Source organism: Paraburkholderia sp. (assembly GCF_035501035.1).
Classification (GTDB): Bacteria; Pseudomonadota; Gammaproteobacteria; order Burkholderiales; family Burkholderiaceae; genus Paraburkholderia.
This window is the reverse complement of the sequence record NZ_DATJWR010000260.1, coordinates 1-22,986: the sequence shown is the minus strand read 5'-3', so window position 1 is coordinate 22,986 and position 22,986 is coordinate 1. Positions and strand designations below refer to the sequence as shown.

The following is a 22,986-nucleotide window of genomic DNA, read 5'->3' as shown; positions in this document are numbered from 1 at the left end:
CGGGAAAACCCGGGCCGCCTGCCTCGCGTCGTACCCTCGACGGAGACTGGTTGCGGCCCGGGAGTACGCCTCGCCGGGCGCGCGCCAGACCGGAGATCCCGGGAGGCGTGCGCATAAGGTGTCCACCCCAACGCCGGGCTGCCATGCCCGGACATCGGCCACGGCCACAAGCCTGGTTGCCGACATGCACGGATATCGTCGACCATGATCGCCGCCGCCTGCTCACGCGCGTTCCAACGCGTACTTGTAGAGGACCCCGAATTCGCGCGCCTGCGCGGCGCCGCACGTTCGACGCTCGCTTGTCTGCTGACGGCGGGCTTGGGCGTGTCCTGGGCGCTACAGCATCACGAAACGCCGACTCTCGCTGTGCCTGGCGCGTTGTTCGCGATGATTGCGCCTTTGTTTTTGCGCGAAGCGCGTTGGACGAGTTGGCTCATCTCGCTCCTCATTCTTTATTTGTGCACCTGCGTATCCTTTGCCGGTGCCGCCGCACTCGCCTCGCAGCCCGCGCTGCGCGATACCGGGGCGCTGCTGGTCGTGTTCGTGGGCTTGTTGTGCCAATCGCTCGGCGCCCGCGCTGTGGGCGCCGCGCTGCTCACGCTGGTTTCCTTTTACCTCGGCCTGTATCTGCATCCTTCCCACACGCGGCTGATGGAAATGCTGACCGCCATGGCGATGGTTCCGCTCATCGTCGCATTCGTCGGGCGCGTCGTCATTCCAATGGAGCGGTGCGGCGCGCCGGCGCCATCGTTCACGTGCTCGTTGCCCCATACCATCGTGGCTTCGAAGGCATGGGCCGGCGCGGCCATGCGTTATGTGGCCGACATCCTCGTGACCGGACGGCCGACCGGGCGGCCCCTGTCCGCCGTGCTCGCGCATCGGCTTCACCGGCTCGCATGGCGGCCGGCCCTGGTCGCCACCGTCGCGGCACTGCTCGCCATGGTGGCGGGCAGCGAGTTGTCGGAAGACCGCTCGATGTGGGCGGTCATCAGTACGTTCGTCGTTTTTCTTGGGACGACCTCGTATCAGGGCACGCGCGTACGCGTCATGAAGCGCATTGCTGGCACGTCGACGGGCGCGGCGGTCAGCGTGCTGCTCATTACCGTATGCGGCCACCAAACCTGGTTTCTTGTGACCGCTATGGCCTTATCGGTTTTCGGCTGGGCCTATTACATTCTTCATGCGTATGCCCGCGGCGTGTTCTTTATCACGATGCTCGTCGGGCTCGCATACAGCCAGCTTGGTTTCGCCATCGTCCCGCTTGCGAAATTGCGTATCGAGGAAGTCTTCGCCGGATGCTTCGTCTCGCTCGCCGCAGCCGTGCTACTGATGCCGTCCACGACTGCACGCGCGGCCGCCGCTCCGGATCGGAAGTGACAGTAGACGCTTTCGCCCCGTGCGAATCGGCAGCTCCGCCGCGCTCAAACCTTATCGTGGTGAGAGGATGCACTGGTGCCACCATCGCACACGGCGGGTTCGCCGGGGCCGGCGGCAGGGCACAGCAGTCTGCGCAGCATTTCGCGCACGCGATGGTCGAGACCGCTCAGGAATCGTTCCTCGCCGTCATGAAGGATGGCGGGCACGAGATCGGCCAGCGCCGCGCCCGCGGTCGCGAGGGAAAGCCGCACTGTCCGGCGATCGACTGAGCACCGTTGGCTCGTGACCAGACCTTTCCAACCGTGGGCGTTGCGAATTGGCGACATCGTGAGCTGGTCGTCGCCACAGCCGCGACACAGTGAAGGACTAGCGTCTCCCGGAAACTGATTCCATTCGATTCCGCCGTCGTTTGGGAGTAGATCTGGGGGTAACCGGGTAGCGTCACATCGGGAGATCCCTTGTGGGGCGGGCCCGGGCGGCCACGATGAGATCCCGACCCGGCCCACCATTCGCTTCACCATCAGGTTCCAGGGCATTCTGTCCAGGCCGTCCAAATGCCCACCGGGCGTGCCTCGCCGGTACTGAGTGCTGTCCTCACCGACCGCGAGTTGCCAACATTTCACCTATGAGCCACTGGCGCCGCGGTCTGTCGATCGCCAATTGGTTCGCCTAGACGCGCGGCAAGTCGTCTATCGACTTCTCGACGCTGCCGTCCGGCACTTCCATATCGATTCCGTCTACCCCGTTGGGATGCGGCACTGCTTTGATCTTCGGCCCGAGGAATCTCATGCCACCTAGCGTAAAGACGGAATACACGAGAGCACCTGCGCGGATGTCGTGAGTTACGGCCGACACCTCGGATATCGTGGGCGTCGAAAGCCAGTTGTGGGTCTGGGGATCGATTTGCGCCCAACGCACATGGGTGACCCGGTCCGTCGCCGAACTAATGCGCACACCGTCGACGCCATACGTAGCCATAGCGTTTACCTCCCTCGAGTTGACAGTGTGATCGTAGTCCGTCCTGTTGAGCGTGGAAAGCGGTTCGAGCGTCACCGGGGGCGGCGGCAGCCGGGGAGATTAGTTCGACGGGGGGCGATCGGCGCACGTTTGCTGGCCAGGTACGCGAAAAACGTTGCGCGCTCGAACTCGCCAGGTTCACGCGGCCCTTGCAGCATGCCAAGGTAAGCAAGTCGTGAGAGCTCCATCCGACTCCAGGGGGCGAGGATGAGAGCGATCCGCTGTACAGGCTCAAAAAATGACCGGAAAAAGGGGCTGAAGACCAGGCGCCAGGATCATCGCGTCACTGGCGTTCACGCGGTCAGCTAGCCAATCCGCGATTACAGATCGATTTTAGGTCAGGCTGGATATTGACCTGGGAAATTCTGAATTCAAGAATCAATCGAATGGGATTATTCTATATCTCTTCTGATTGATTGTTTTGTAAATTATGGTGAATGGAAATTTCTCCAGGATGAGACTTGACAGTAATTCGTTGTTGCAGTAAATCTCCTCGGGCCCGATGGTTTTGATGCAATCCATGGTTAAATCGCAGTCGCCATTGTGTTCAATCTGATAATCTATCTTCCAGTCATCTTTCAAATTCAGAGGGATGACCGGATCGTTGATCGCCAATGTCTTTTTATAACGTTGGTCGTCTATCAGCGCCTCCTCCGTGCTTGCGAAATCATCCATGCATGGCCGACTCGTAACATACCGCTCCCACGGCAAGACTGCGCGAACCGCAGAGCAATCCTTGAAGTAGTCAGGTTTTGTTCTGCTATTCTCGTGGTGGACCAATGTCATAATTTTAATTAAAGACTGGTCCTTGGTAAAAGACAGTAAATACTCGTAGCAAGTAAGCAGCGTATATCCAACGCCCGCAATATCGTCTATCAGCAAGATTTTCTTGCCTTCCTTGATGCAGGAATCAATCAAGTCCAATACGTCCTTGTTTTTTATTTCAGCCCTTGCTTCCCGGCGATCATAGTATATAAAGTCCACGGGAATACCCAGCATCTGGGATAGCATCAGGGCAGGTATGCCCCCTCCGCGCAAGATGCCCAAGATCAAGCCTGCATTTTCCTTGGCCAGTTGCTCCCTTTGAGAAAGGCAAAAGGTTTCTATTTCGTCGTAGCTATAGAAGTAAATGGGGAATCTGTGAAATTCAGTGTTCATCTATCTTTGGCTCCATTTAAGGGACGCAAATAGTCGACGAAACCGCTTGGGCGAGTCTGTCTCGCACTTACCGCACCACCGATGACCTGTCGTACAGCTCATGCACACGTCCCGTCCCGCTTTACCCTGGCTGCGTGAATGCGCAATGATGCGCGCCTTTTGGAAAAGCCGGGTGTAATCGTTTCACGCAACCAGCTGGAAGAGCGAATTTACGGCTGGGATAGGGGGATTGAGAGCAACACGGTTGATGTGCTGATCCATACGATGCGCAAGAAATTCGGGAAGAACCTGATCCGCGATGTGCGCGGTCTCGGCTGGGCCGTGAGGGGTGATCCGATGCGTATGGGGGCAACTGCTGGCAATGGATAGCGACGCAAGGGAGTGCCGGCGAGTCCGGAAGAGAGAATTCCTCAATGGCCTCGACGACGAACGCTTGGCTATCATCGCACGCACCGAAGTCGCACGACCGGGAATCGACGATATGCAAGGCGAAATTGCTCGCCATGGTAATCCATGGCAAGCGCGGGATCCGATGTGAGGACGTCGCCGGTTCGAAGCAGGTCACGTTGGCAGTTCTGGCATCCGATCAGGATACCGAAGGAAAAGCCGGAATCGAACGCGGTTACGTAGCTACGAATTGCGGTCCACCACGAAGCTGCAATGCGGCGCGTCCGTGGCCGGTTGGTGATGGAATCGGCGCTTGCGCAACGTTCTCTCTGTATGGAAGGCCTCGGGGCATTCGGCCTTCAGGTGAAGAATCGTCGTGTCGACATACTCGATGCCAAGCTTCGAGGCCTGGATCAGGGCGCTTTTCTGATCATGGTTGAGCTTCATGACGGCTCCTGCAATAACGGGTGTACGGAGACGCTTAGCTACGCTCGAACAGCGCGAGGCGGCCGCTCTTGTAGAGCTCGTGCACCTTGTTTGCAAGCGGTGCGTGCGGCGCTTTCTGGCATTCGCCGACGACGGCAGCCACCGGTGTCGCGACATCCACGACCGTCGTCACGGTCTCGCTCACGCCGAGCTTGTCGACGCCCGAGACCCAGTAGACGAGCGCTGGCTTGTAAGCGTCGTCCACGGCGAGGAAGTCGGAGCAGGTCATCTTTGCGGGTGAAACGGCTGGGACGGGTTTTGCGGTGTCCGCGAGCGCGAGCGGGGAGACACAGAGACCGGCAACAAGGGCGGTAACGAGGGTGGCAGTGGCAGTAAGGTGTTTCATGTCGATTCTCCCGAGAATTGAGGAATGCAAACAACGGAGCCTTGCGGGTGCGTTGATGGTTCTCATCGTAAAGGCCGAGAGTTAGCTGAAAATGATCCCGTCACGCTCAGGCAGTGTAGGGGGGGCATCGGGCGGGGGGGGGGCGGTGCAGGCGACGGCCAGGATACGTGCGATTTGTTACCCGCACGCAAGTCTGTTTGTCCGCGCAAGGTATTCGTAACTGGTGGCGACCCGATTAGATTTGGCTCAGTGGAAACCCAATTCCAAGGACCATCATGAAGATCGCCAACATCGAATCGATTCCGTTGCGGATCCCGTTTACCACGGGCGGGCGCTCAAGCGACGCAGTGTGGGGCAAAGGCGGCTTGCAGACCGTCGACTCCCTCGTCGTCAAGGTGACCACCGACACGGGCGTGGTCGGCTGGGGAGAGACATTCGGTTTTACCGCCGTTCCCGTCGCGAAGCTCGCCATCGACACGGTTCTCGCTCCTGAAGCGATCGGTCGGGATGCCACGCAGATCGAAAAGCTGATGCTCGACCTGCAGAAGAAATTCCACGTATTCGGCCGCAGTGGCGCATTCCTGTACGGTCTCTCGGCGATCGACATCGCGCTGTGGGACATCGCGGGCAAAGCCGCCGGAAAGCCGGTGCATCAACTCCTTGGCGGCACCGATGCGACCGAGCTTCGCAGCTATGCCAGCCTCACGCGGTACTCCGACCCCGAAGTCGTCGCGGAAAACGTGGCGCGCGCGCTGCGCGATGGATTTCGCCATCTCAAGTTGCACGAGATCGATGTCGGCGCCGTGCGCGCGGCACGCGAAACGGCGGGCGACGACATCGACATTACGCTCGACGTCAACTGTCCCTGGACTGTGCGCGAAGCCATCGACATGGCGGACAAACTGCGGCCCTTCAACTTGCGCTGGCTCGAAGAGCCGGTATGGCCGCCGGAAAATTATTCAGGACTCGCGCGGGTGAGGCAGGAAGGGCGGATTCCGGTGGCTGCCGGCGAGAACGCATCGTCCTTGATGGACTTCCAGCATCTGTTCGAAGCGAGCGCTGTCGATTTTGTTCAGCCGAGTCCGGCAAAGATGGGAGGACTCACCGAATTGAGGAAGGTGTACGCACTGGCCAACGCGCACAACGCCACAGTGATGGTGCACTCGTTCTACGACGGTCCGGGCCTGCTCGCAAGCGTGCACGCGAGCGCTGCGCTTGGCGGCCCGGGCGCGCTCGTCGAATGGCGGTATTTCGACTTGGAAGCGCCACTCTATGGCGAAGCGATCATGCCAAAGAACGGCGCGATCGCCGTGCCTCAAGGCCCGGGGCTCGGCATCGAACCGGACCCCGACGTGATTCGCGAATACAGAGTGGGCTGAACATGTCACGCGTGAACACGCCGCGCGCAAGCAACAGTGCGCCATCCGCATCACGCAGTGTGCGTCAGAAGCGAAACCGCATGGGCAACGGTGCAAGCGTAAAGGAGACTCGACATGCTGGAGCGTATCGCCGGGCCGCTGGTCCCCGTGGCTTTTGTCATCGCGCTCGGATTTGTTGCAGGCAAGCGCGGCAAGCTAAATTACTCGGATAGTCGGCTGATCAGCCGGCTCGTGCTCAACTGGATTTTCCCCGCGTTGCTGCTGGCCGGCATGGCCGGCACGCCGCGCTCGCAGTTGCTCGACTTTCGGTTCCTCGTCGCGACATTCGTTGGCATGATGGGGATGTATGCGGTTGCATTTGCGATTGGCTGGTATCGCTATCGCGAACTGAAGGCTGCTGCGTTGAAAGGCTTCGTCAACGGTTATCCGGACGGTGCATTCATGGGCATCCCGATCTTGCAGGCGATGTTTGGTCCCGGCAGCCTGTATTCGGTGCTGGTGCTCAATCTCGTGGCAAGCCTCGTGATGATTCCGCTCACCACCATGCTGCTCGAGATCGCCAGTGGCAAGGGAAGTGGTGCCAAGGCATTCCTCGCAAGTATTGCCGGCGCCGTTCGCAAGCCGCTGCTCTGGGCGCCGGCTATCGGCATCCTGCTCTCACTGTTCGCCATCAAGCTTCCGCCGGTGCTGGCCGACTCCCTGAACCTGCTTGGCAAGGCAACGCCCGGCGTTTCGCTGCTATGCCTGGGCCTGATCATGTCATCGGTGAGGCTCAACATGTCCGGCGAAGTGTGGATGAACCTCGGGCTCAAGCTGCTGGTTCACCCGGCACTGATGATCGCGGCGATCGTTGCGCTTTCGCTCAAGGGCGCATACGCGCAACAGATGATCCTGCTGTGCGCGCTGCCATCAGCGACGATCCCGGCGATGTTCGCCAATGAAGCCGGCACCTATCGAAGCGAGGCCGCGACTTCTATTCTCGCAAGCACCGTCGTTTCGGTGGTGACTTTCTCACTGGCGATCTATCTGATCGATGGCGGCCTTGCGGCGGCGTGACGTCTGTTGTACGGAACGCCAATCGCGCAAGAATCGCAGTCCTGATGGATTGGAGGTGCTTCGTCATACTCGTTATGCATCAACGGCGCTTTCAGGTTGGCCGCGAGTCGGAGCGGGGCCTGCGCTGCCGTTTGGCGATCCCGCCAAACGGCGAATGGTCTCTTATAGTCGGTTAGAGCAGGCCGTTGCGCTGACGCACTTCGCGCTTCGCCGTCTGCGACAGTGCGTAATACGCTGCCGCGCCTACCAGCATCCCCGCGACCGCCTCGGAAAACCATGGTGCCATGCCATGCACGAGCAACGCTGCGAAAGCGCCGAGTGCCCATGCGGCGAACGCGCTGCCGCGGAAGCTCGGCACGTCATCGTCGTACGAGTAATGCCGGACGAAAATCTGATCGACGATGATGACTGCGCCAATCGGCGGTACCAGCACGCCGAGCAGGTTCAGCCAGTTCAAAATCAGGCTCCACACGCCAGCTACGGCCAGCAAGCCGCCAATCAGTCCGAGCAGCACCGTCATGGTTCGCATCTTCTTGCCCGCGATGCGGCCCCACCCAACTGCACCGTTGTAGAGGCAATGCGTGCATACCGAGCCGAGATTGACGAAGACGAAAATCAGCGCGATGCCCGACAAGACACTGCCATGGCTGGTCAGCACGGACATGAACTCGCCGCCCTGCGTCGCCGGCGCAGCGGCTGCCCCCGAGCATACGATCAGGATGCCGAAAAGCTGGGCGATCATGTTCGCAAAGGGAAACGCCGTGAGGGTCGCGTAGACGGCGCTCTTGCCGTCTTTTGACCAGCGGGTGAAGTCGGCGGTCATCGTGCCGGAATCGGCGAAGGTCGCCACCACCAGCGTGACTGCGCCGCCGAAGGTCATCAGGCTGTTCACCCCGAGCCCGTTGTAAAGATACACAGCGCCCAGCGCATGCTCCGAACCGATGAAATAGAGCGCGACGAGGCCGAGTGCGACGTAGAGCGGCGCGGCGATCATGCCGACGATCGAAAGCGCGCGAATGCCGATGAACGTCACAGCCGTATAGAGAATGGCGGCTCCGACGATGGTTGCCGTTTCGTTCCAGCCGAAAGACGCGTGGAGCGTCGTGCCGGTGAGGCCGGTCTGAAATGCGTACCATCCGACAACGACGCTCGCAAGAAAGCCGGATGCAATCGCGTAGCCCTTTTTGCCAAACGTTCGTTCGGCCTGCAGAGCGAAATTGCGGCCGGTACTGCCGGCGATGAAACTCAACGTCCCGACGTACGCGAGCAGAATCGCATTGCCTATCAGGATCGCGAGCAGCGCCCGCGAAAACCCGAGGTTATAGGCGATGATCCCGCCGAATACCGCGTTCGTAATGATCATCGGAAACCCGAACCACACCGCCGCTACCGAAGACAGCCGGTGACGATGCGAGAGCGGGACGGGCTGGTGCTCGAATTCTTCGTCGAGCCCATGCTGTTCGGTCGAACTGGTCATGATCTTCCCCTGGATTCCCTTTGGTGGACAGGCTGGTCACTGCACGAGGCCGAGCTCCTTGAGCAGCGGCGGCACTGCGTTGCGCCATGGACGCGCGCGCTCGAACGCCGCCGAAGCGCGCAGCACGAGTGGATCGTCGAGATGGCGCCCGACAATCTGCAGACCAATCGGCAAGCCATCGCTCGTGAAGCCCGCCGGCACGGAGGCCGCGGGTTGTCCCGTCAGGTTGATCGGGTAGGTGAACGAGAGCCACTGCGTGGGGGCGACCATACGCCCGTCGGTCTTCTCAGGTCCCTGGCAATGGACCGGGAACGGGGGAACCGTCAGCGTCGGCGTGAGCAGCAGGTCGTAGTTCGCCATGAAGCGCCACATCTTGTTGACTACGCTCTTGCGGGTAATCATCGCGTTGGTGAAGTCCTCCGCGGTCCACGGATGATTCAGGAACGCGACCAGATGCGGCGACATCTCTTTGCCCCATTGCGCAACCATCTCGCGCATGCCTTTGAGGTCGGTATCCATCGCGACGATGGCCCAGAACGCGTCGAAGGGATCGCTCCAGCCGGGATGCGCGATCTCGACGCTGCAGCCCAGATCGCGCTCGAAGACACGAACCGCGTCGTCGACGACGCGGCGCACCTGCGGGTCGACGGCCGCGTAGCCCCAGTCCGGGCTGTACGCAACACGCAGCCCTTTCAGGTCTCCGTCGAGCGCTTTGAGCCAGTCAAAACCGGCGCTCGGCAGCGAATGGCGGTCGCGCGAATCGGGCCCTGCGATCACGGACAGCATTAGCGCGCTGTCGGCCACTGTTCGGCTCATCGGGCCGATATGCTCGAGGCTCTCCCAGCTCGACACGCCCGGATAACGCTCGTCGCGGCAGCCAGGATAGAGCGGCACGCGCCCCATCGAAGGCTTGATGCCGTAAATGCCCGAGTGCGCCGCCGGAATGCGGATCGATCCGCCCCCATCGCTGCCGATCGCAAACGGAACCTCGCCGCTGGCCACTGCCGCGCCGGAACCTGCGCTCGATCCTCCCGGCGTCATGTCCAGATTCCACGGATTGCGGGTCGTTTCGAAAACCGGATTGTGGCCGACGCCGCTGTATCCGAATTCCGGCACGTTGGTCTTGCCGACGATGATGGCATCGGCTTGCTTCAGGCGCTCGACAACGACGTCATCCTCTTCCGGCACAAAGTCCTTGTACGCGGGCGATCCGGAAGCGGTCCTGATACCCGCCGTGGAAACAAGATCCTTGATACCGACGGGCACGCCCGCCAATGCACCGACGTCTTCGCCACGCAGAATGCGCGCTTCCAGGCCTCGCGCCTGCTCGCGCGCCTGTTGTGACGTAATCGTGCAGAACGCGTGGATCGATGGCTCAACCGCCTCGATTCGCGCGAGGTGAGCCTCGAGCACTTCAACAGGCGAAAGCTCCTTGCTGCGAATGGCCTTCGCGAGGCCGACGGCGTCCATACCGCAAATCTGCTGCTTGATGTCCATGCTCATCTCCTGATGTCGCTTTTATTTCGCGGGTGTGATCACTATCGGGCGATCTTGTGAACGAGTCTGCCGTGTCAATTGAACAGGCTGTGTCGGTTTGTTAAAATTTGTGAACAGCCGAGCCAGGAATTCGTGAGGAACCCCATGCAGCAGAGCAGGCCCGATCAGCGCATTGCCGTGGTTGACGACGATCCGTCCATTCGCGAAACACTCGAAGGCTTTCTGGAGGCGGAGGGCTACGACATCTGTTGCGCGGCCGACGCTGACGAACTGGACCGCGTAATGCGCATCCGTCCGGTGGATCTCGTGCTGCTGGATATCCGCCTGCCGGGACGCGACGGCCTGTCGTTGACGCGCGATCTGCGCGAGAAGTCCGAGATGGGCATCATTCTGATCACGGGCCGCAACGACAAGGTCGATCGCATTCTCGGCCTCGAATACGGCGCGGACGACTACATCGCGAAACCCATCGACGAGCGTGAGCTGCTGCCGCGCGTGCGCAACCTGCTGCGACGAGTGGCGCACAGCCGCAGCATCACTGCGCCTTCGACGCTCTCCTTCGGCCAGTTTCTGATCGACGCGCGCAGCCGCAGCCTGACCGATCCGGCGGGCGCAAATGTGCCGCTCACGACCGCGGAGTTCGATCTTCTACTTGTATTTGTGAGGAACGCAGGCCAGGTGATGTCGCGGGAGCGCTTGATCTCGGCAATCAAGCGACGTCGCTTCGAGTCGATGGACCGAACGATCGATACGCTCGTACGTCGTTTGCGTCGCAAGATCGAGGCGGATCCCGACAACCCGAACCTGATCAAAACCGTTCACGGTGCCGGCTATCTGTTCTCGGGACCCGCAGCCGCGAACGACAAAAAGTCGCGCGTGTAGCGCTGCACGCCCCGGTATAGCGTGACGACATTCAACGCCGCATTCGAAACCTCCGCCGCGCTTCCTGTCCGCGCAATCTGTTCGAGGTCGGCAGCGGCGTGGGCCAACTGCTCAAACCCGACGTTCGAAGCGGCACCCGCAAGGCGATGCGCATTTTCCGCGACCGTGTCGAGGCTGATCCGGGCGCAGCCGGTCGCAATGCCTTCCACTGCGTCCGCGGCCGTTTGCGCAAACGCGGTGACGATGCGCAGCGTTCGATTCTGTCCCAGCTTCTGGCGCAATCGTGCGATGCGCTCCGGTTCTTCGATCACGGCGGTTTGTGCCGGCAGCGCCGCCTCTCTCAACGCCGAGCGCAGCCTTTCTACCTCGACTGGCTTTTCGATGATCCCATCGATGCCACGCAATAGATAAAGCGGCCTGTCGGTCGGCAGCGGATTCGCGGTTAGCCCGAGTATCGGTCCTGTATGGCGGTTGGACTCGCGGCTCGAACGGATCGCAGCAGTGGTGGCGAGTCCGTCCATCACGGGCATGCGGATATCCATCAGTATCAGATCGAAATGCTGCTTCTCGAGGATATCCAGCGCTTCTTGCCCCGAGCCCGCAGCGGTCACGTCGCATCCTTCGGCGCGCAGCAATTCGCTCACGACGTCACGATTGAGCGCCACGTCGTCCACGACCAGCACGCGCGACGCGAGCGCCGCATTCGGGGCGTCTTCTTCAAGCTGCGCCACTTCGAACGGCAAACACACCGAGAAAGTAGAACCGTGTCCAATCGTGCTGCGCACCGAAATGGAGCCGCCCATCGCTTCAGCCAAACCCTTGCTAATTGCGAGGCCCAGGCCGCTTCCTTCGAAACGCCTTTCGTGCCCGGTTTCCGCCTGTGAGAACGGCCGGAAGAGTTGCGGGATGACCTCGGGCGCGATACCAATCCCCGTATCGGTCACTTCAACGACAACCTCGATCGCATTGTCGGCACGTGCGGCAACATCCGTTTTGACCTCGATATGCCCTGACTCGGTGAACTTGATGCCGTTGCTCACCAGGTTGATGATGATCTGCTGCAAGCGCGCAGGGTCGCCGATCACGGCGGGTGGCAACGGTGCAAGCGTGCTCACGCGGACCATCAGCCCCTTCTCGGCGGCGGCCGCACTCGCTAGCGTGGCCGCGCCCGTGATCACTTCACGCAAATCGAAGCGACGCCGTTCCAGCCGGATATGCTGGACTTCGAGCATAGCAAGATCGACGATATCGTTGATGATCACGGCGAGCGTCTTGCCTGCCTGAATCATTCGGCGCACGATCTGTGCAGCGCCGCTCGGAAGCTCATGTTGAACGAGCAGTTGCGCAAGTCCGAGCACGCCGTTGACCGGCGTGCGCAATTCATGGCTCATCATTGCGAGCGATTCGGACTTCATGCGCTCGAGCGCCTCGGCCGCGTTCTTTGCCTTGACGAGTGCGATCTCGGCTTCATGTCTCACCGTGATATCCGCCACGCTCGCGATGATCATTCGCTTCGAGCGAACGGCCAGCGACTGCCGCGAAACTAGCAGATGACGCGCAGCACCGACGTTGCCGCCGGTCTCGAATTCGCTGGTTTCGATTGCATCGGCCGTATCCTTTTCGGAGGTGAGCCAGGTGAAGAGCTGTTCCTCGCGCCGCAGCGCTTCCTGCAGTTTGCCGGGCGAGCGCAGCGGATCATCAAGAAAGAGATCGAACGCCTGGCGGTTGGCGAATTCGATCTGCCCTTGCGCATCGATCAGCAGAAGGGGAATGGGGGATGCGTCCAGCAGGCGGTGTACCGAGTAGTCGCTCAAGCGGCTCTCGCGCACGAGCAGGAGAAGACCCGCGAGGAAGAACACGCCGGCAATATCCGTCGAGATGCGGCCGAACAGCCCTGCCGCCAACGCGGAAAGCGGCGCGGACGTCATGACCGCGACCTTGTTGCCACGAAGCGAAGCGAATAGCACTCCTTTTCGAATGACGAACCGGCCTTGGGTGTCTTCGTCCTGCGCCCCCGCCAGATCACGGCAGGCGGGATTTCCCGCGCAGCCTGTACCGAGAGGAACCGCGACGGTTTGCTGCCCCGGCCACGCGGCGATGCCCGCGAGCCGGCTGCTGGAATGGCTTTGGCCTTCGTCGAGGACCCTCACTCCGGCTGACGTATCGGCAACGGTTTCGGCAGCCGCTAGCTGGATAGCGAGACGTGCCTGATGCAGGAGAAGATTGTCGAGCGCGTCCTTACGTGCCTGAAAAAGCAGAAACGCAAGCGACGAGACCAGGACGATCACCACAATGGCGGTCCTCGATTCCGCAGGCGGACGCGGGCCGACCGCTTTGTTTCGGATGCCGAACATACGTGTCATTCGATGGCTTCCGCGCCGGCAGACTGGCCGCCCAGATCCGCGCCCAGACGATGCAAGGCCATACCGGACAGCGCGAGATAGAGGCAGCCGGCTGCGGGCGCGCTAATGAGAGGCGCGATCACCGCGGGAGCCAGCCGGTAACACAGCAGCGCCGCCAGCATGCCCGCTCCTGTTGCGAGCAGGGCGGCCAGATTCACACGCGCCACGCGAGTACGCGAAAACCCCACGCGCACGCGCACGACGTAGTAGTCCGCGATAATCACGCCGCCGATCGGCGATGCAATGGCGGTGAGCAGCAAGGTCCAGCTGGACACATCGCCGACGCTGTTGGTGACGGCCAGAATAATGCCGAGCAGCGTGGCGACCCCAGCGACGCCCATCCATGGCAGTGTCGGAAATGCACTTTTGAAAGTCACTCCGGCGTTTGTCAGGCACGCGTCGCAGGTGGTCCAGTTGGACACTACGACGAGCGCAAGCAGCAACCACGACAGTGCATTGCCCGCGGTGAACAGATCGTTGACTCTCGCGCCCGATGCCGCGACCAGTACGCCCACGATCAGGAACGGAAGGTTCGCCAGCAGAAAGCCGAACGCCGTTGCCTGTACCGCTTCGTTCCCGGTACGGCAAAACCGCACGATGTCGCCCGTCATCGTGCCGCTAACGACGAAGGTGCCGAAGGCAATGCATACGCCGGTGCCGAACGGCAACGATCCGCCGATCGGACCGTCCAGCAGCACAGACCACCTGGGTACGAGCTGATGCGCAAAGACGACTGCCGCGAACAGGGCCATCGCGGGGATCGCAATCGCAGTCATGTTGAAGCCGCGGCTGATGCGAACGATGGCCGGCATCGCGAACAGAATGCCTATCACGCAGATCGCGAGTGTCGAGTCGACCTGCAGGTGCAGCGCGGCGGCCAGGATGGTTGCCGTCACCGTAACGTGAAAGGCAAACCAGCCCGTGACGAGCGCTCCCAGTAAGGCACCCGGGATGACGGCACCCCAGCGGCCGAAGACTGCTTCGAGCACGAGTTGAGAACTTAAGCCCCAGCGGCCGGCAGCAAAACTGATTGCCGCGGAATAGATGAAGAGGATCCAGTTTCCGAGGATCGCGGCAAACAGCGCGTCGAGCGTGCCGAGGGAGGCCTGCAACTGACTGCCGACGATAATGGAGGCAAATGCAGACGAGAAGCCGGACCACGCGAACGCCGGGAAGATGAGCCCGCGCCGGCTTGGCAACGGGATTGGCCTGGTATCGGCGCCGTTTGCATCGTGAAGTGGGTTCATGGCATCGAAAATGAGAGGGCGCCGATACGAACGACTGAAAACAGGAAAAATACAATAATTTCCACTGCATCGCCTGCAATAGCATGGGTCCCCAAGAACAATGGACACAGCACCGCATTGCGACGTGCTGACTTCAAATACTCGGGGCAATGATGAGAACCGGCGCAACAAGCAGGCCATTCGCGATTCCGAAAACTACCAGAAGAATTATGCGCGCACGTGGCCCCGCCCTTGCCGGGCCGGCCATTCCACATTGAGGCGCGCAGCCGCCATCCCGATTCCCATTCAATCTCTCGCGTTGCCCGCGAATCCTTTCCGGGCGGTCTGCGATGCAGAGCCGCAATGACGGCCGACGGTGACAGACGGCCCGACACGCCTGGCGGCTCTCGACGCTACGGTGAACACCATGGGTCAAACCCGCGTTATTACCCGGCTGGCAGCCGGTTTCGGCGTCGTGCTCGCCTTGCTCGTCGCCTTGTCGGTGGTTGGCCTGGCTGGCATGGCCAGCATTCGCAGCAAACTGGACGATATCGTGCTCGTCCACGATGCCGAAACGATGCGCGCGACGAACCTGCGCGGGGCGGTGAGCGGTATCGCCATTGCGATCCGCAACATGGCTGTGATGACCAATGAAAGCGACGTCGATGCGGAACAGTCGGCGATCAAGGCGCAGGAGGCTTCCTATGCGGAAAACTACCGAGAACTGGGTCGTCTGTTCGACGCCTCGCCGCTCACCACCGGGCAAGAGCGCCGCCTTTTCGCCGCGCTGCGTGACGAAGAGGCACAGACCTTGCCGCTGGTCGAGAAGGAGGCGATGAACTGGGCGCTCGCCAACGATCAGGATGCTGCACTAAAAGTGCTCGTGAATGAAGTGCGGCCGAAGCAGGTCGCATGGCTCGCCACGCTTGACGAGTTGCTCGCGCTCGAGCAGGGCCGCGCGCGCGAGGCGGCGGACGCCGCGGCTGCTACGTGGTCACGCCTTGCAGTCGTTACGGTGGCCGCCGTGGTCGCGGCGCTCTGCGCAGGCGTGGCGGCGGCGATTCTGATCACGCGCAGCATCTTGAAGCAGCTCGGCGCCGATCCGGGCGAGGCGCAGCGTCTCGCCAGCGAAATAGCGGGCGGAAACCTCGCGGTATCGGTGGCGCTGCGGCCCAATGACAGTCGCAGTTTGATGGCTTCGCTCGAATCGATGCGCTTGCAACTCATGTCCATCGTCGGACAGATCAAGACCTCGACGGAATCGATCGCGGTGCGCGCGGGCGAGATCGCGGCAGGCAACATGGACCTCTCGCAGCGCACCGACGAACAGGCTGCCGCGCTCGAACAGGCCGCGGCCAGCATGGCCGAACTGACCACCGCCGTGACGCAAAGCTCGGCCGATGCAGCCCATGCCAGCACCATCGCCCACGCGGCTTCGGAAGCGGCGGGGAGGGGCGGTGAGGTGGTCGGGCGCGTGGTCTCGACCATGGAGGACATTGCGGGCAGTTCGGCGCGTGTCGCGGAGATCATCGACGTGATCGAGGGGATTGCGTTTCAGACCAACATTCTCGCGCTCAACGCGGCTGTCGAAGCGGCGCGTGCCGGCGCCGAGGGGCGCGGCTTCGCCGTGGTGGCGAGCGAGGTGCGCACGCTGGCCCAGCGTACCGCAGATGCGGCGAAGGAGGTCAGGGCGCTGGTCGGCGAATCGGCTGGGCACGTCGACGCGGGGTCCCGTCTCGTTGCCGATGCGGGCGAGAGTATTTCCGGACTCGTGCGATCGGTGCATGAACTCACCGGCATCATGAGCAATATCGCGACGGCTTGCGCCGCGCAGAAGAACGATATCGAACAGGTCAATCGCGCCGTGACGGAAATGGATGAGGCGACGCAGCGCAACGCTGCGCTCGTCGAGCAGGTCGCTGGAGCCGCGCAAACGCTGGCTGGCGGCGCGGCGGATCTGCGCGAGGCGGTGGCTGTGTTCAACGTCGCCGGCGCGCACAGCGAAGCTTCCTGAGTGATCCGTACAGGGTCCACGCGGTAACGGACCCGATGGTGTGCCGGCCATGGCACAGACAGCCCGCAAGTGGTGGACAGGGGCGCGCGCGTGATGCGAGCACGGGCCGGCCGCAATCTATTCGATCGATCTCGGCACGGAAGCCGGATTAGCGCTGCAGAAGCCGTTCACGGTCCGCTAGAACGACGCGGCCAGTGCGGCGGCAGGCTCCGCACATTGGCGCGCACGGTTACGCTCTCGAGCGATATTTTCGTGTCCTATACTTTGTACTTGCCGTTGGGACCCTTTCTGGGCCGCTTCATGCATTTATTGAAAGAGCATGGGAGGCAGAAAATGCGTATCGCCAAACATATGATCGTTCTCCTCGCCTCAGCTTCGATTGGGGTCAGCGCGGTTGCGCCAGCCTTCGCGCAGAACGAGGCTTCGGGCGCAGGAAATGCAGTGATGGAAGGTGCTTCGTCTGCAAAGCCAACCAAGGCGGAGCGAAAGGAGGCCCGAAAGGAAGCGCGGGCGAAAAAGAACGCCGAATTGAAGAAGCTCGAGGCTGCGGGCTATCAGCCCGGTCGCGCCAATGATCAGAACTATCCGCAGGATCTGCAGGACGCGCAAAAGAAAGCCGGTATTGGACAGGGCGCAAGTCAATAGCGGTCGATCATGTCTACTGAGAACGGCTCGATGCGGCCTTGGTGGACGCGACAGCACTTCGACCTTCATACCCCTTTGTTTTGCATGATGAATCGCGGCAACATCGAGTTCGCGACGAACATCGTCACGCAGTAAGCCGGCAGGGCGCGTGCTTCCCGCTGGGACACGTGCCCGTCACGGACTATCTTTCAGGCAATACCCATCACGAAGGCCAAGCTTGTCGTTGCAGGCCCGCCGCGCCAGGCTGCGTGACCTCGCCTGCGGAGTTCCGGGCGACTTCGAAATGAACTTCGGCAGGCACCTGCCTTCGCCAGGGCCGGCGGGCGACGATGGCACGGATCCACCGCTCGCCGGCGGCCCGAAGGGCTGAGCTTCTTTGTGCATTTCACTCCAGGGAGCCTCGCAATGACCAAGCAGAAGATTTCTTTTGAGAACACTCAAGGCGAATCACTGGCCGGACTCCTTGAGCTTCCTGACAAGCCTGTCGCATACGCGCTGTTCGCACATTGCTTTACTTGCGGTAAGGACTTGAAGTCTGCTTCGCGGATTGCACGGGTGCTGAATGAGCAGTCGATTGCGGTACTTCGCTTCGACTTTACCGGGCTTGGCAATAGCGACGGCGACTTCTCCAACAGTAACTTCTCCTCCAATCTTGGCGACCTGTTGGCGGCGGCGGATTTCCTCAGAAGGGAGTATCAGGCCCCACGCATCCTGATCGGACATAGTCTGGGTGGGGCGGCAGTGCTGGCCTCCGCTTTCGACATACCCGAATCAAAAGCGGTCGTAACGATCGGAGCGCCTGGTGACGTACGGCACATTAAGCATCTGTTCAAAGACAGCATCGAATCAATCGAGAAACTGGGCGCATTGACCGTTCAACTTGCCGGTAGGGACTTCACAATCAAGCGGCAATTTCTTGAGGACATCGAAGAATACCGCCTGGAAGAGAAGGTTGCGAAGCTGAAGAGGGCATTACTTGTTTTCCACTCTCCTCTGGACGACACCGTCGCCATTGATCAGGCACAGAAGATCTTCATTGCGGCGAAGCATCCGAAGAGTTTCATTTCGCTGAGTCGAGCCGACCATCTACTGAGCGACAGCAAAGATGCAGAGTATGTAGCACGTTGTATCGCAGCGTGGGTGTCGCCATATATCGAAAGCGAAAGCGGCGCAGCGAAATGAGGCGATAGCGATAGCAAGAGCCTCCACGGCGACGACTATCATCACTCGCGCCTCATGCTGCGCGAGCATCGGGGCGTGCCCAACGCGATATCCCGGCTGCTTCCGAAATCACATTACATTTTAAAAATGAAAGGAAGTGCGCAGATATTGCGCGCGCGACTCCTTGTGCATGGTTCGAGTCGCCTGAGTCGACGAAACTGCTCAGGGCTGTGTTCAGCACTGACGCGGTTCAGTTTGCCTGTGCGTAGCCAGGCTTCGGGCCCCGCTATCATCATCAGTTCGATGTTGTTCGCACCACTATACGTACCACTACCCCTTCGCTCTCTGCGCAACATGCGCTATCCGGTCGCGCACCACGCCAATCGCCTGCTTGAGCGCGTACACGTCCTGAAAATAACGATAGGGAATCCGTATCCGGTTCGCGTTCGCGTCGATATTCTCTATGTCCTCGCTCCATTGCGCGATCTGCGAGCGGGTCGGCTCGCTGCTGTTCCACACTTCATCCTCCAGCGCCTTGATCTCGCGGTACCAGACCAGCAGCCGCTTTTTCATCCGCGCTTCGAGCAGGCGCGGCAATGCCTGAAGCAAGCCGATCAGAAGCGCCGCGAACGGCACGAGGATCAACAGCCGTCGTTCGATCAGGCTTGCGAGCCAGAACGGTAGATAGCGATACAGGAACGGCTGGCCGGATTTGAAGTAGCGAACGCTTTCGTCCGAGATCGGGAATTCTTCCGTGCGCAGGTTCGGGAACGTGCCGAGCGGTGTGAAGTAATCCTCACGACCGTGAACGGTGCGGGCCGCATCGAGCAGCAGATAGACGAGCGCCGGATGCATCGTGTCTTTCGATACGAGCAGCGCCGTTGCCGCGAGCAGGGTGACGTCGGCGCGCGGCAGATCTTCAGCGACATTCGTCGACGCGCGCGGCAAGACGATTTTCGAAAGCGACGGAAACTTCTGTACCAGCGCATCGGCCTGCGAGAAACTCATCAACTTGAGATTGCTGTTCAGCAGTGTCTTCTGCATGTCGGCGTCGGGCCTGCCGATGAAGAAGGCCGCGTCGATCTTACCGCTTTCGAGCCCCCGGTAAGCTGCGGAGGCATCCATTTGCACCAGTGTGGAGTTCTGGCTCGTGACGCCGCTATAGCCGAGCAATACTTGCGCAACGTTGAGCAGGCCACTGCCAGGCACGCCTATCGAAATCTTCTTGCCGCGCAGTTGCGAGAGCCGGTCGAGCGTGGCATCGCCGCGATAGAATACCCAGATCGGCTCGTACGACACGGCAGCAATTGTCTGCAGATTGTCGGTCTCTTTCGGACTGATGGTGCCCGATTGAATGAAACCGACTTCGTAGGCGCTGTTCGGATCTCTGAGCCGTTCGTAATTCTCCACCGAGCCGGAAGAGCTGCGGATATCGAGTTTGATGCCCGCGCGCTTTAGTATGGGTGCATAGCGATCCGCAAAGCCGCGATAGATGCCATTGTCCGCCCCGCTGGTCATGACGATGGTGCGCTGGAACGCGGGTTCGACCACGATCGCCATGAGCCAGCCAAACGCGGCCAACAAGACGATCCCGCCGACGATCAGAAAGCGCCGCCTCGCCCGGGTCATGGGCGCCTTGTGGCTGCGTTGCAGCGCTGGATTGTGTCTGGGCATCGTTACCCACCCCTCCAGGTTTTGTCGCTGTAAGGATCGCGGCGCACCATGATCCGGTATGGAAGATGTGTCTAAGATACCAATGAATGGAGTCGGGTGCCGGTGTATCTGTCGGGAGCGCCATCATGTCGAGCCACGCCGGCGCGCGCGTGCCAATCCTGACCGGGTTCGCAGACAAATATCCGATCGTCCGATGCGATCAGGGACATCGCCCAGGAGGTTTCGCCGCCGCCAGGCACGATGACGCACGCGCCCAGGCTGGCAATCCAACTAATCGCTACCGGACAGACAGAGAGTTCTCGTCGGCTCATCATGATGTCAGCCTTAGGAAAGCTAAATAGGAGGCCACCATGTATAGCGAACTTTCACCAGAAGCGGTCGAGGTTCTCAAATCCCTCGATAGAATTCCTGACTCCCAGGCAGAAGCGGCGCGCACCGCAGCCGAAGAGCTATTGGGTCGGGGACTTGCATACGAGTCGCGCACTGGCGGCGCGATCAACATGACGGCCGCAGGCCGGCTGTGGTTGAGCCGGCCATAGCTCCGATGGATCGGATTGGACTCGTCATACGCAGGGCTACAGCGAGACTGTAGATTTGCACCCATCGAAATTGGCGCTGCAGTCTGCTTCCTGCTGGTTTGCTGCCATTGCGATGGGTGTTGATAAACAGGAGCGCGCTCATTCAGGATATGTCGCAATCCTGATCATATGCGTGGTCTCGCGTCCTGGTAATGGCCGCGATCCTCGTGGTAGTCGCGGGCATGGTGATCGTCATCCCCGCCGCCAGGCACGATGACGCACGCGCCCAGGCTGACAATCAGAGACAGCACGATCAGCGTCCATACGCGTGCTTGCTTTTTTATCTGGATTCCTTAGCTTATTCGCGCCGGGTAAATGCATCATCAACGCGTAGTTGGTTTGTCGAGCGCGAAAGCACAGGTTTCACGTCTCTTATAGGCACGGTGCTCGCAACCTCGATTGAAGTCGGTACGGTTCCGTACCCGATGCAGGGTGGTGGTCCATGCCATGCCTGGCTACGAACTCCCGATGGGCCGGCCAACTAGTGCCTGATACGTCGGCGCACCCGTTACGCGGAGCGATCGACAAGTTCTGGGTGCCGATACCGTGGATGCTGGAAGCGGCCATCGTACTGCAGTGCGGGCAGCGACGTCACTTGCGATGATTCGATACGCCCTCGATTTCGTTCAAGAGTCTAAGCAGCCGGGTGACGCGTCGGGTGCCATCGGGAAGCAGATCCTGCTGGGCCACCAGCGACGTGACGCGAGAGCGCCAGTACGCCAGCGAAAAGGGATTACTGCGCTCGAGCAGAGGGAGAACGTATTCGAGGTGGCTCAGATCTTTTGAAAATAAATCGCGTGACATTGCTTTCCTCGGGGCGGCGGGGTGGTTGCTCGATGAAGGCGTGTGTGTGGGCTGCGCGACGCTGTAGCGGCTTTTCACGCACGCGCCGAGCGTTCGAGCCGGGGCGGTGTCCCGACCGGACCGGATTCGCACGGCCACCGCGCAGTGCCCGCGTGACGGTTGCACCGAAGGCACTTACGGGGCTTCACTCCTGAGGGGCGCCTTCGCGGTCGATCTCGCCGGCGGCTTGCTCCCATGTCTGCTTGTCGCGGCCCTCCGGGGTACCCGCGCGCTCCCACAATTCATGGGCGCGCAGCAGTATCCTCGCCGCTCTCCTCGATGTTGGCTCGCGCACTTCAACCGTTTCGCCGCGCGCATCGACACGCACGCTTGTGACGTCGAATCCGTCGGCGAGGTGATCCCACATCTTGATCTTATTGATCCCTTCGAACTGGCGGGTGGCGGTGGCGATGGCCTCTTCCTTCGTCCCTTGGGCCACCGTGACCCGCATCAGCTCGCTACGATGTGGGCGGCCGCAGTGGTCGAGCAGTGTCTTGTGGAAGATCACCTCGTAAGGTCGCCGTTCGGAAGTGCCGCCGCTCAATGCAGTCAGCGAAATGATGCCGACAAGGTGCTGGTCCGCTCGGTCGAGGACGGCCAGCCGTTGTACGTGACTCTGGCGCATGATCCTTTCAGCTTCCCCGGCCGGATCATCGTCGAAACAAAACAGAATCTCGGCCGACATCGCCTCGCGCACGGTCATTCGGCCGACATCCCGCGCATCTGCGACGCCTCGCATTGCGATGTCGCGGTCCGTGATCATGCCAATTACCCTATTGTTGTGACATACCGGCAGGGCACCGATATTTTCCTTCTTGAGCTTTCGGGCAGCTACGTCGAGCATTTCTTCTGCCTGAATGCAGATTGGCGCTTTCATCACGTCTCTGACTAGCATGGTGTCACTCCTTGAATCGGGTGCCTCGCCGCGACGTGCCCGCGCAACCGGATCGCAGCCGGTCGACGGCCTCCTCGCTGCGCAACGGTAAGCCGGGCATTCACTGCCAATCTGAATTCCTTCGGTCGAGACTACACTTCCATTGAAGCCGAAGCGGTACGGCACCGTACCGACTTTCGGCAAACGGCCGGGCACGCTGTCAAGCGACATGCGGTGGAGCGATATGCGGGTGAATAACGATGAAGGAACCGCGGGGAACAGGAGTATAGCCGGGGACACGCCCCGCAGCCGCAGGCAACCGGAGTTAGCGCATCAGCGCTTATTCCGGCCCCATGCAAAGCTGTCGAGCTGGTTCCGTGACGCCGGTTCGCTGCCGCCCGCGGGGGCGGGGTGCCGATCAACCCTTCTTCGATGCGTGCTGGTGGTCGCTCCGGAAAATCATGTCGGCGTTGCGTTTCTGGTTGGGCATCGGACATGCTGTCATAG

General features: G+C 60.9%; 19 protein-coding genes and 1 pseudogene. 9 read left to right on the top strand and 11 right to left on the bottom strand.

The features are described from left to right. Positions 1-579 precede the first annotated feature (579 nt). Positions 580-1,377: an FUSC family protein gene (locus tag VMJ11_RS19100; RefSeq protein ID WP_325620950.1), complete on the top strand. Its 798-nt coding sequence runs from the start codon at positions 580-582 to the stop codon at positions 1,375-1,377. A 669-nt stretch (positions 1,378-2,046) separates the two neighbouring features. Here VMJ11_RS19100 and VMJ11_RS19095 read toward each other — a convergent pair. Both VMJ11_RS19095 and VMJ11_RS19090 read right to left on the bottom strand, forming a co-directional pair. Beyond that, a complete protein-coding gene (locus tag VMJ11_RS19095) occupies positions 2,047-2,355 on the bottom strand; it encodes a hypothetical protein (RefSeq protein WP_325620949.1) in 309 nt (102 codons plus the stop codon). A gap of 417 nt (positions 2,356-2,772) precedes the next feature. Then, the gene (locus tag VMJ11_RS19090; RefSeq protein ID WP_325620948.1) at positions 2,773-3,552 is read right to left on the bottom strand and encodes a phosphoribosyltransferase; all 780 of its coding nucleotides are present in this window, start codon (positions 3,550-3,552) and stop codon (positions 2,773-2,775) included. Positions 3,553-3,708: 156 nt separating this feature from the next. On the opposite strand from VMJ11_RS19090, the pseudogene VMJ11_RS19085 reads away from it, so the two are divergent. Beyond that, positions 3,709-3,921 (top strand): annotated as a pseudogene (locus VMJ11_RS19085) (winged helix-turn-helix domain-containing protein); the annotation flags it as partial. A 261-nt stretch (positions 3,922-4,182) separates the two neighbouring features. On the opposite strand, the gene VMJ11_RS19080 reads toward VMJ11_RS19085, so the two are convergent. Both VMJ11_RS19080 and VMJ11_RS19075 read right to left on the bottom strand, forming a co-directional pair. Then, positions 4,183-4,386 (bottom strand): hypothetical protein, encoded by a 204-nt coding sequence (locus VMJ11_RS19080; protein WP_325620947.1) that lies wholly within the window; start codon positions 4,384-4,386, stop codon positions 4,183-4,185. 34 nt (positions 4,387-4,420) lie between these two features. Continuing rightward, positions 4,421-4,771 carry an HdeA/HdeB family chaperone gene (locus VMJ11_RS19075; RefSeq protein WP_325620946.1) on the bottom strand — a complete coding sequence of 117 codons (351 nt, stop codon included), beginning with the start codon at positions 4,769-4,771 and terminating at the stop codon, positions 4,421-4,423. Positions 4,772-5,046: 275 nt separating this feature from the next. On the opposite strand from VMJ11_RS19075, the gene VMJ11_RS19070 reads away from it, so the two are divergent. Continuing rightward, positions 5,047-6,150 (top strand): mandelate racemase/muconate lactonizing enzyme family protein, encoded by a 1,104-nt coding sequence (locus tag VMJ11_RS19070; protein WP_325620945.1) that lies wholly within the window; start codon positions 5,047-5,049, stop codon positions 6,148-6,150. A gap of 114 nt (positions 6,151-6,264) precedes the next feature. Next, on the top strand, positions 6,265-7,206 hold the full coding sequence (locus VMJ11_RS19065; RefSeq protein WP_325620944.1) for an AEC family transporter: 942 nt from the start codon (positions 6,265-6,267) through the stop codon (positions 7,204-7,206). Between the two features lie 172 nt (positions 7,207-7,378). Here the strand turns inward: VMJ11_RS19065 and VMJ11_RS19060 are convergent, their stop codons facing one another. Together VMJ11_RS19060 and VMJ11_RS19055 are read right to left on the bottom strand one after the other, a co-directional pair. Further along, positions 7,379-8,683 (bottom strand): purine-cytosine permease family protein, encoded by a 1,305-nt coding sequence (locus tag VMJ11_RS19060; RefSeq protein WP_325620943.1) that lies wholly within the window; start codon positions 8,681-8,683, stop codon positions 7,379-7,381. Between the two features lie 36 nt (positions 8,684-8,719). Continuing rightward, complete coding sequence (locus tag VMJ11_RS19055; RefSeq protein ID WP_325620942.1) at positions 8,720-10,180, bottom strand: amidase; 1,461 nt, start codon at positions 10,178-10,180, stop codon at positions 8,720-8,722. 144 nt (positions 10,181-10,324) lie between these two features. On the opposite strand from VMJ11_RS19055, the gene VMJ11_RS19050 reads away from it, so the two are divergent. Continuing rightward, a complete protein-coding gene (locus VMJ11_RS19050; protein WP_325620941.1) occupies positions 10,325-11,062 on the top strand; it encodes a response regulator transcription factor in 738 nt (245 codons plus the stop codon). Here VMJ11_RS19050 and VMJ11_RS19045 read toward each other — a convergent pair. Together VMJ11_RS19045 and VMJ11_RS19040 are read right to left on the bottom strand one after the other, a co-directional pair. Continuing rightward, positions 11,011-13,353 (bottom strand): hybrid sensor histidine kinase/response regulator, encoded by a 2,343-nt coding sequence (locus VMJ11_RS19045; protein ID WP_325620940.1) that lies wholly within the window; start codon positions 13,351-13,353, stop codon positions 11,011-11,013. The two genes, VMJ11_RS19050 and VMJ11_RS19045, sit on opposite strands and share 52 nt — an antisense overlap. 68 nt (positions 13,354-13,421) lie before the next feature. Further along, positions 13,422-14,663 (bottom strand): cytosine permease, encoded by a 1,242-nt coding sequence (locus tag VMJ11_RS19040; protein ID WP_325620939.1) that lies wholly within the window; start codon positions 14,661-14,663, stop codon positions 13,422-13,424. A gap of 454 nt (positions 14,664-15,117) precedes the next feature. On the opposite strand from VMJ11_RS19040, the gene VMJ11_RS19035 reads away from it, so the two are divergent. From VMJ11_RS19035 to VMJ11_RS19025, 3 genes are all read left to right on the top strand, one after another. Further along, the gene (locus VMJ11_RS19035; RefSeq protein ID WP_325620938.1) at positions 15,118-16,704 is read left to right on the top strand and encodes a methyl-accepting chemotaxis protein; all 1,587 of its coding nucleotides are present in this window, start codon (positions 15,118-15,120) and stop codon (positions 16,702-16,704) included. 333 nt (positions 16,705-17,037) lie between these two features. After that, positions 17,038-17,349 (top strand): DUF4148 domain-containing protein, encoded by a 312-nt coding sequence (locus tag VMJ11_RS19030; protein WP_325620952.1) that lies wholly within the window; start codon positions 17,038-17,040, stop codon positions 17,347-17,349. A gap of 405 nt (positions 17,350-17,754) precedes the next feature. Then, positions 17,755-18,531, top strand: coding sequence for an alpha/beta hydrolase (locus tag VMJ11_RS19025; RefSeq protein WP_325620937.1), 777 nt, complete (start codon positions 17,755-17,757; stop codon positions 18,529-18,531). Positions 18,532-18,840: 309 nt separating this feature from the next. On the opposite strand, the gene VMJ11_RS19020 is transcribed toward VMJ11_RS19025, so the two are convergent. Continuing rightward, positions 18,841-20,139, bottom strand: coding sequence for a TAXI family TRAP transporter solute-binding subunit (locus VMJ11_RS19020; protein ID WP_325620951.1), 1,299 nt, complete (start codon positions 20,137-20,139; stop codon positions 18,841-18,843). Positions 20,140-20,534: 395 nt separating this feature from the next. Here VMJ11_RS19020 and VMJ11_RS19015 point away from each other — a divergent pair, with 395 nt between their 5' ends. Beyond that, positions 20,535-20,723, top strand: coding sequence for a hypothetical protein (locus tag VMJ11_RS19015; protein ID WP_325620936.1), 189 nt, complete (start codon positions 20,535-20,537; stop codon positions 20,721-20,723). 630 nt (positions 20,724-21,353) lie between these two features. On the opposite strand, the gene VMJ11_RS19010 is transcribed toward VMJ11_RS19015, so the two are convergent. Then, the gene (locus tag VMJ11_RS19010; protein WP_325620935.1) at positions 21,354-21,644 is read right to left on the bottom strand and encodes a hypothetical protein; all 291 of its coding nucleotides are present in this window, start codon (positions 21,642-21,644) and stop codon (positions 21,354-21,356) included. A gap of 106 nt (positions 21,645-21,750) precedes the next feature. Then, positions 21,751-22,500, bottom strand: a complete 750-nt coding sequence (locus VMJ11_RS19005) for a CBS domain-containing protein (RefSeq protein WP_325620934.1) — start codon at positions 22,498-22,500, stop codon at positions 21,751-21,753. Between the last annotated feature and the right edge of the window lie 486 nt (positions 22,501-22,986).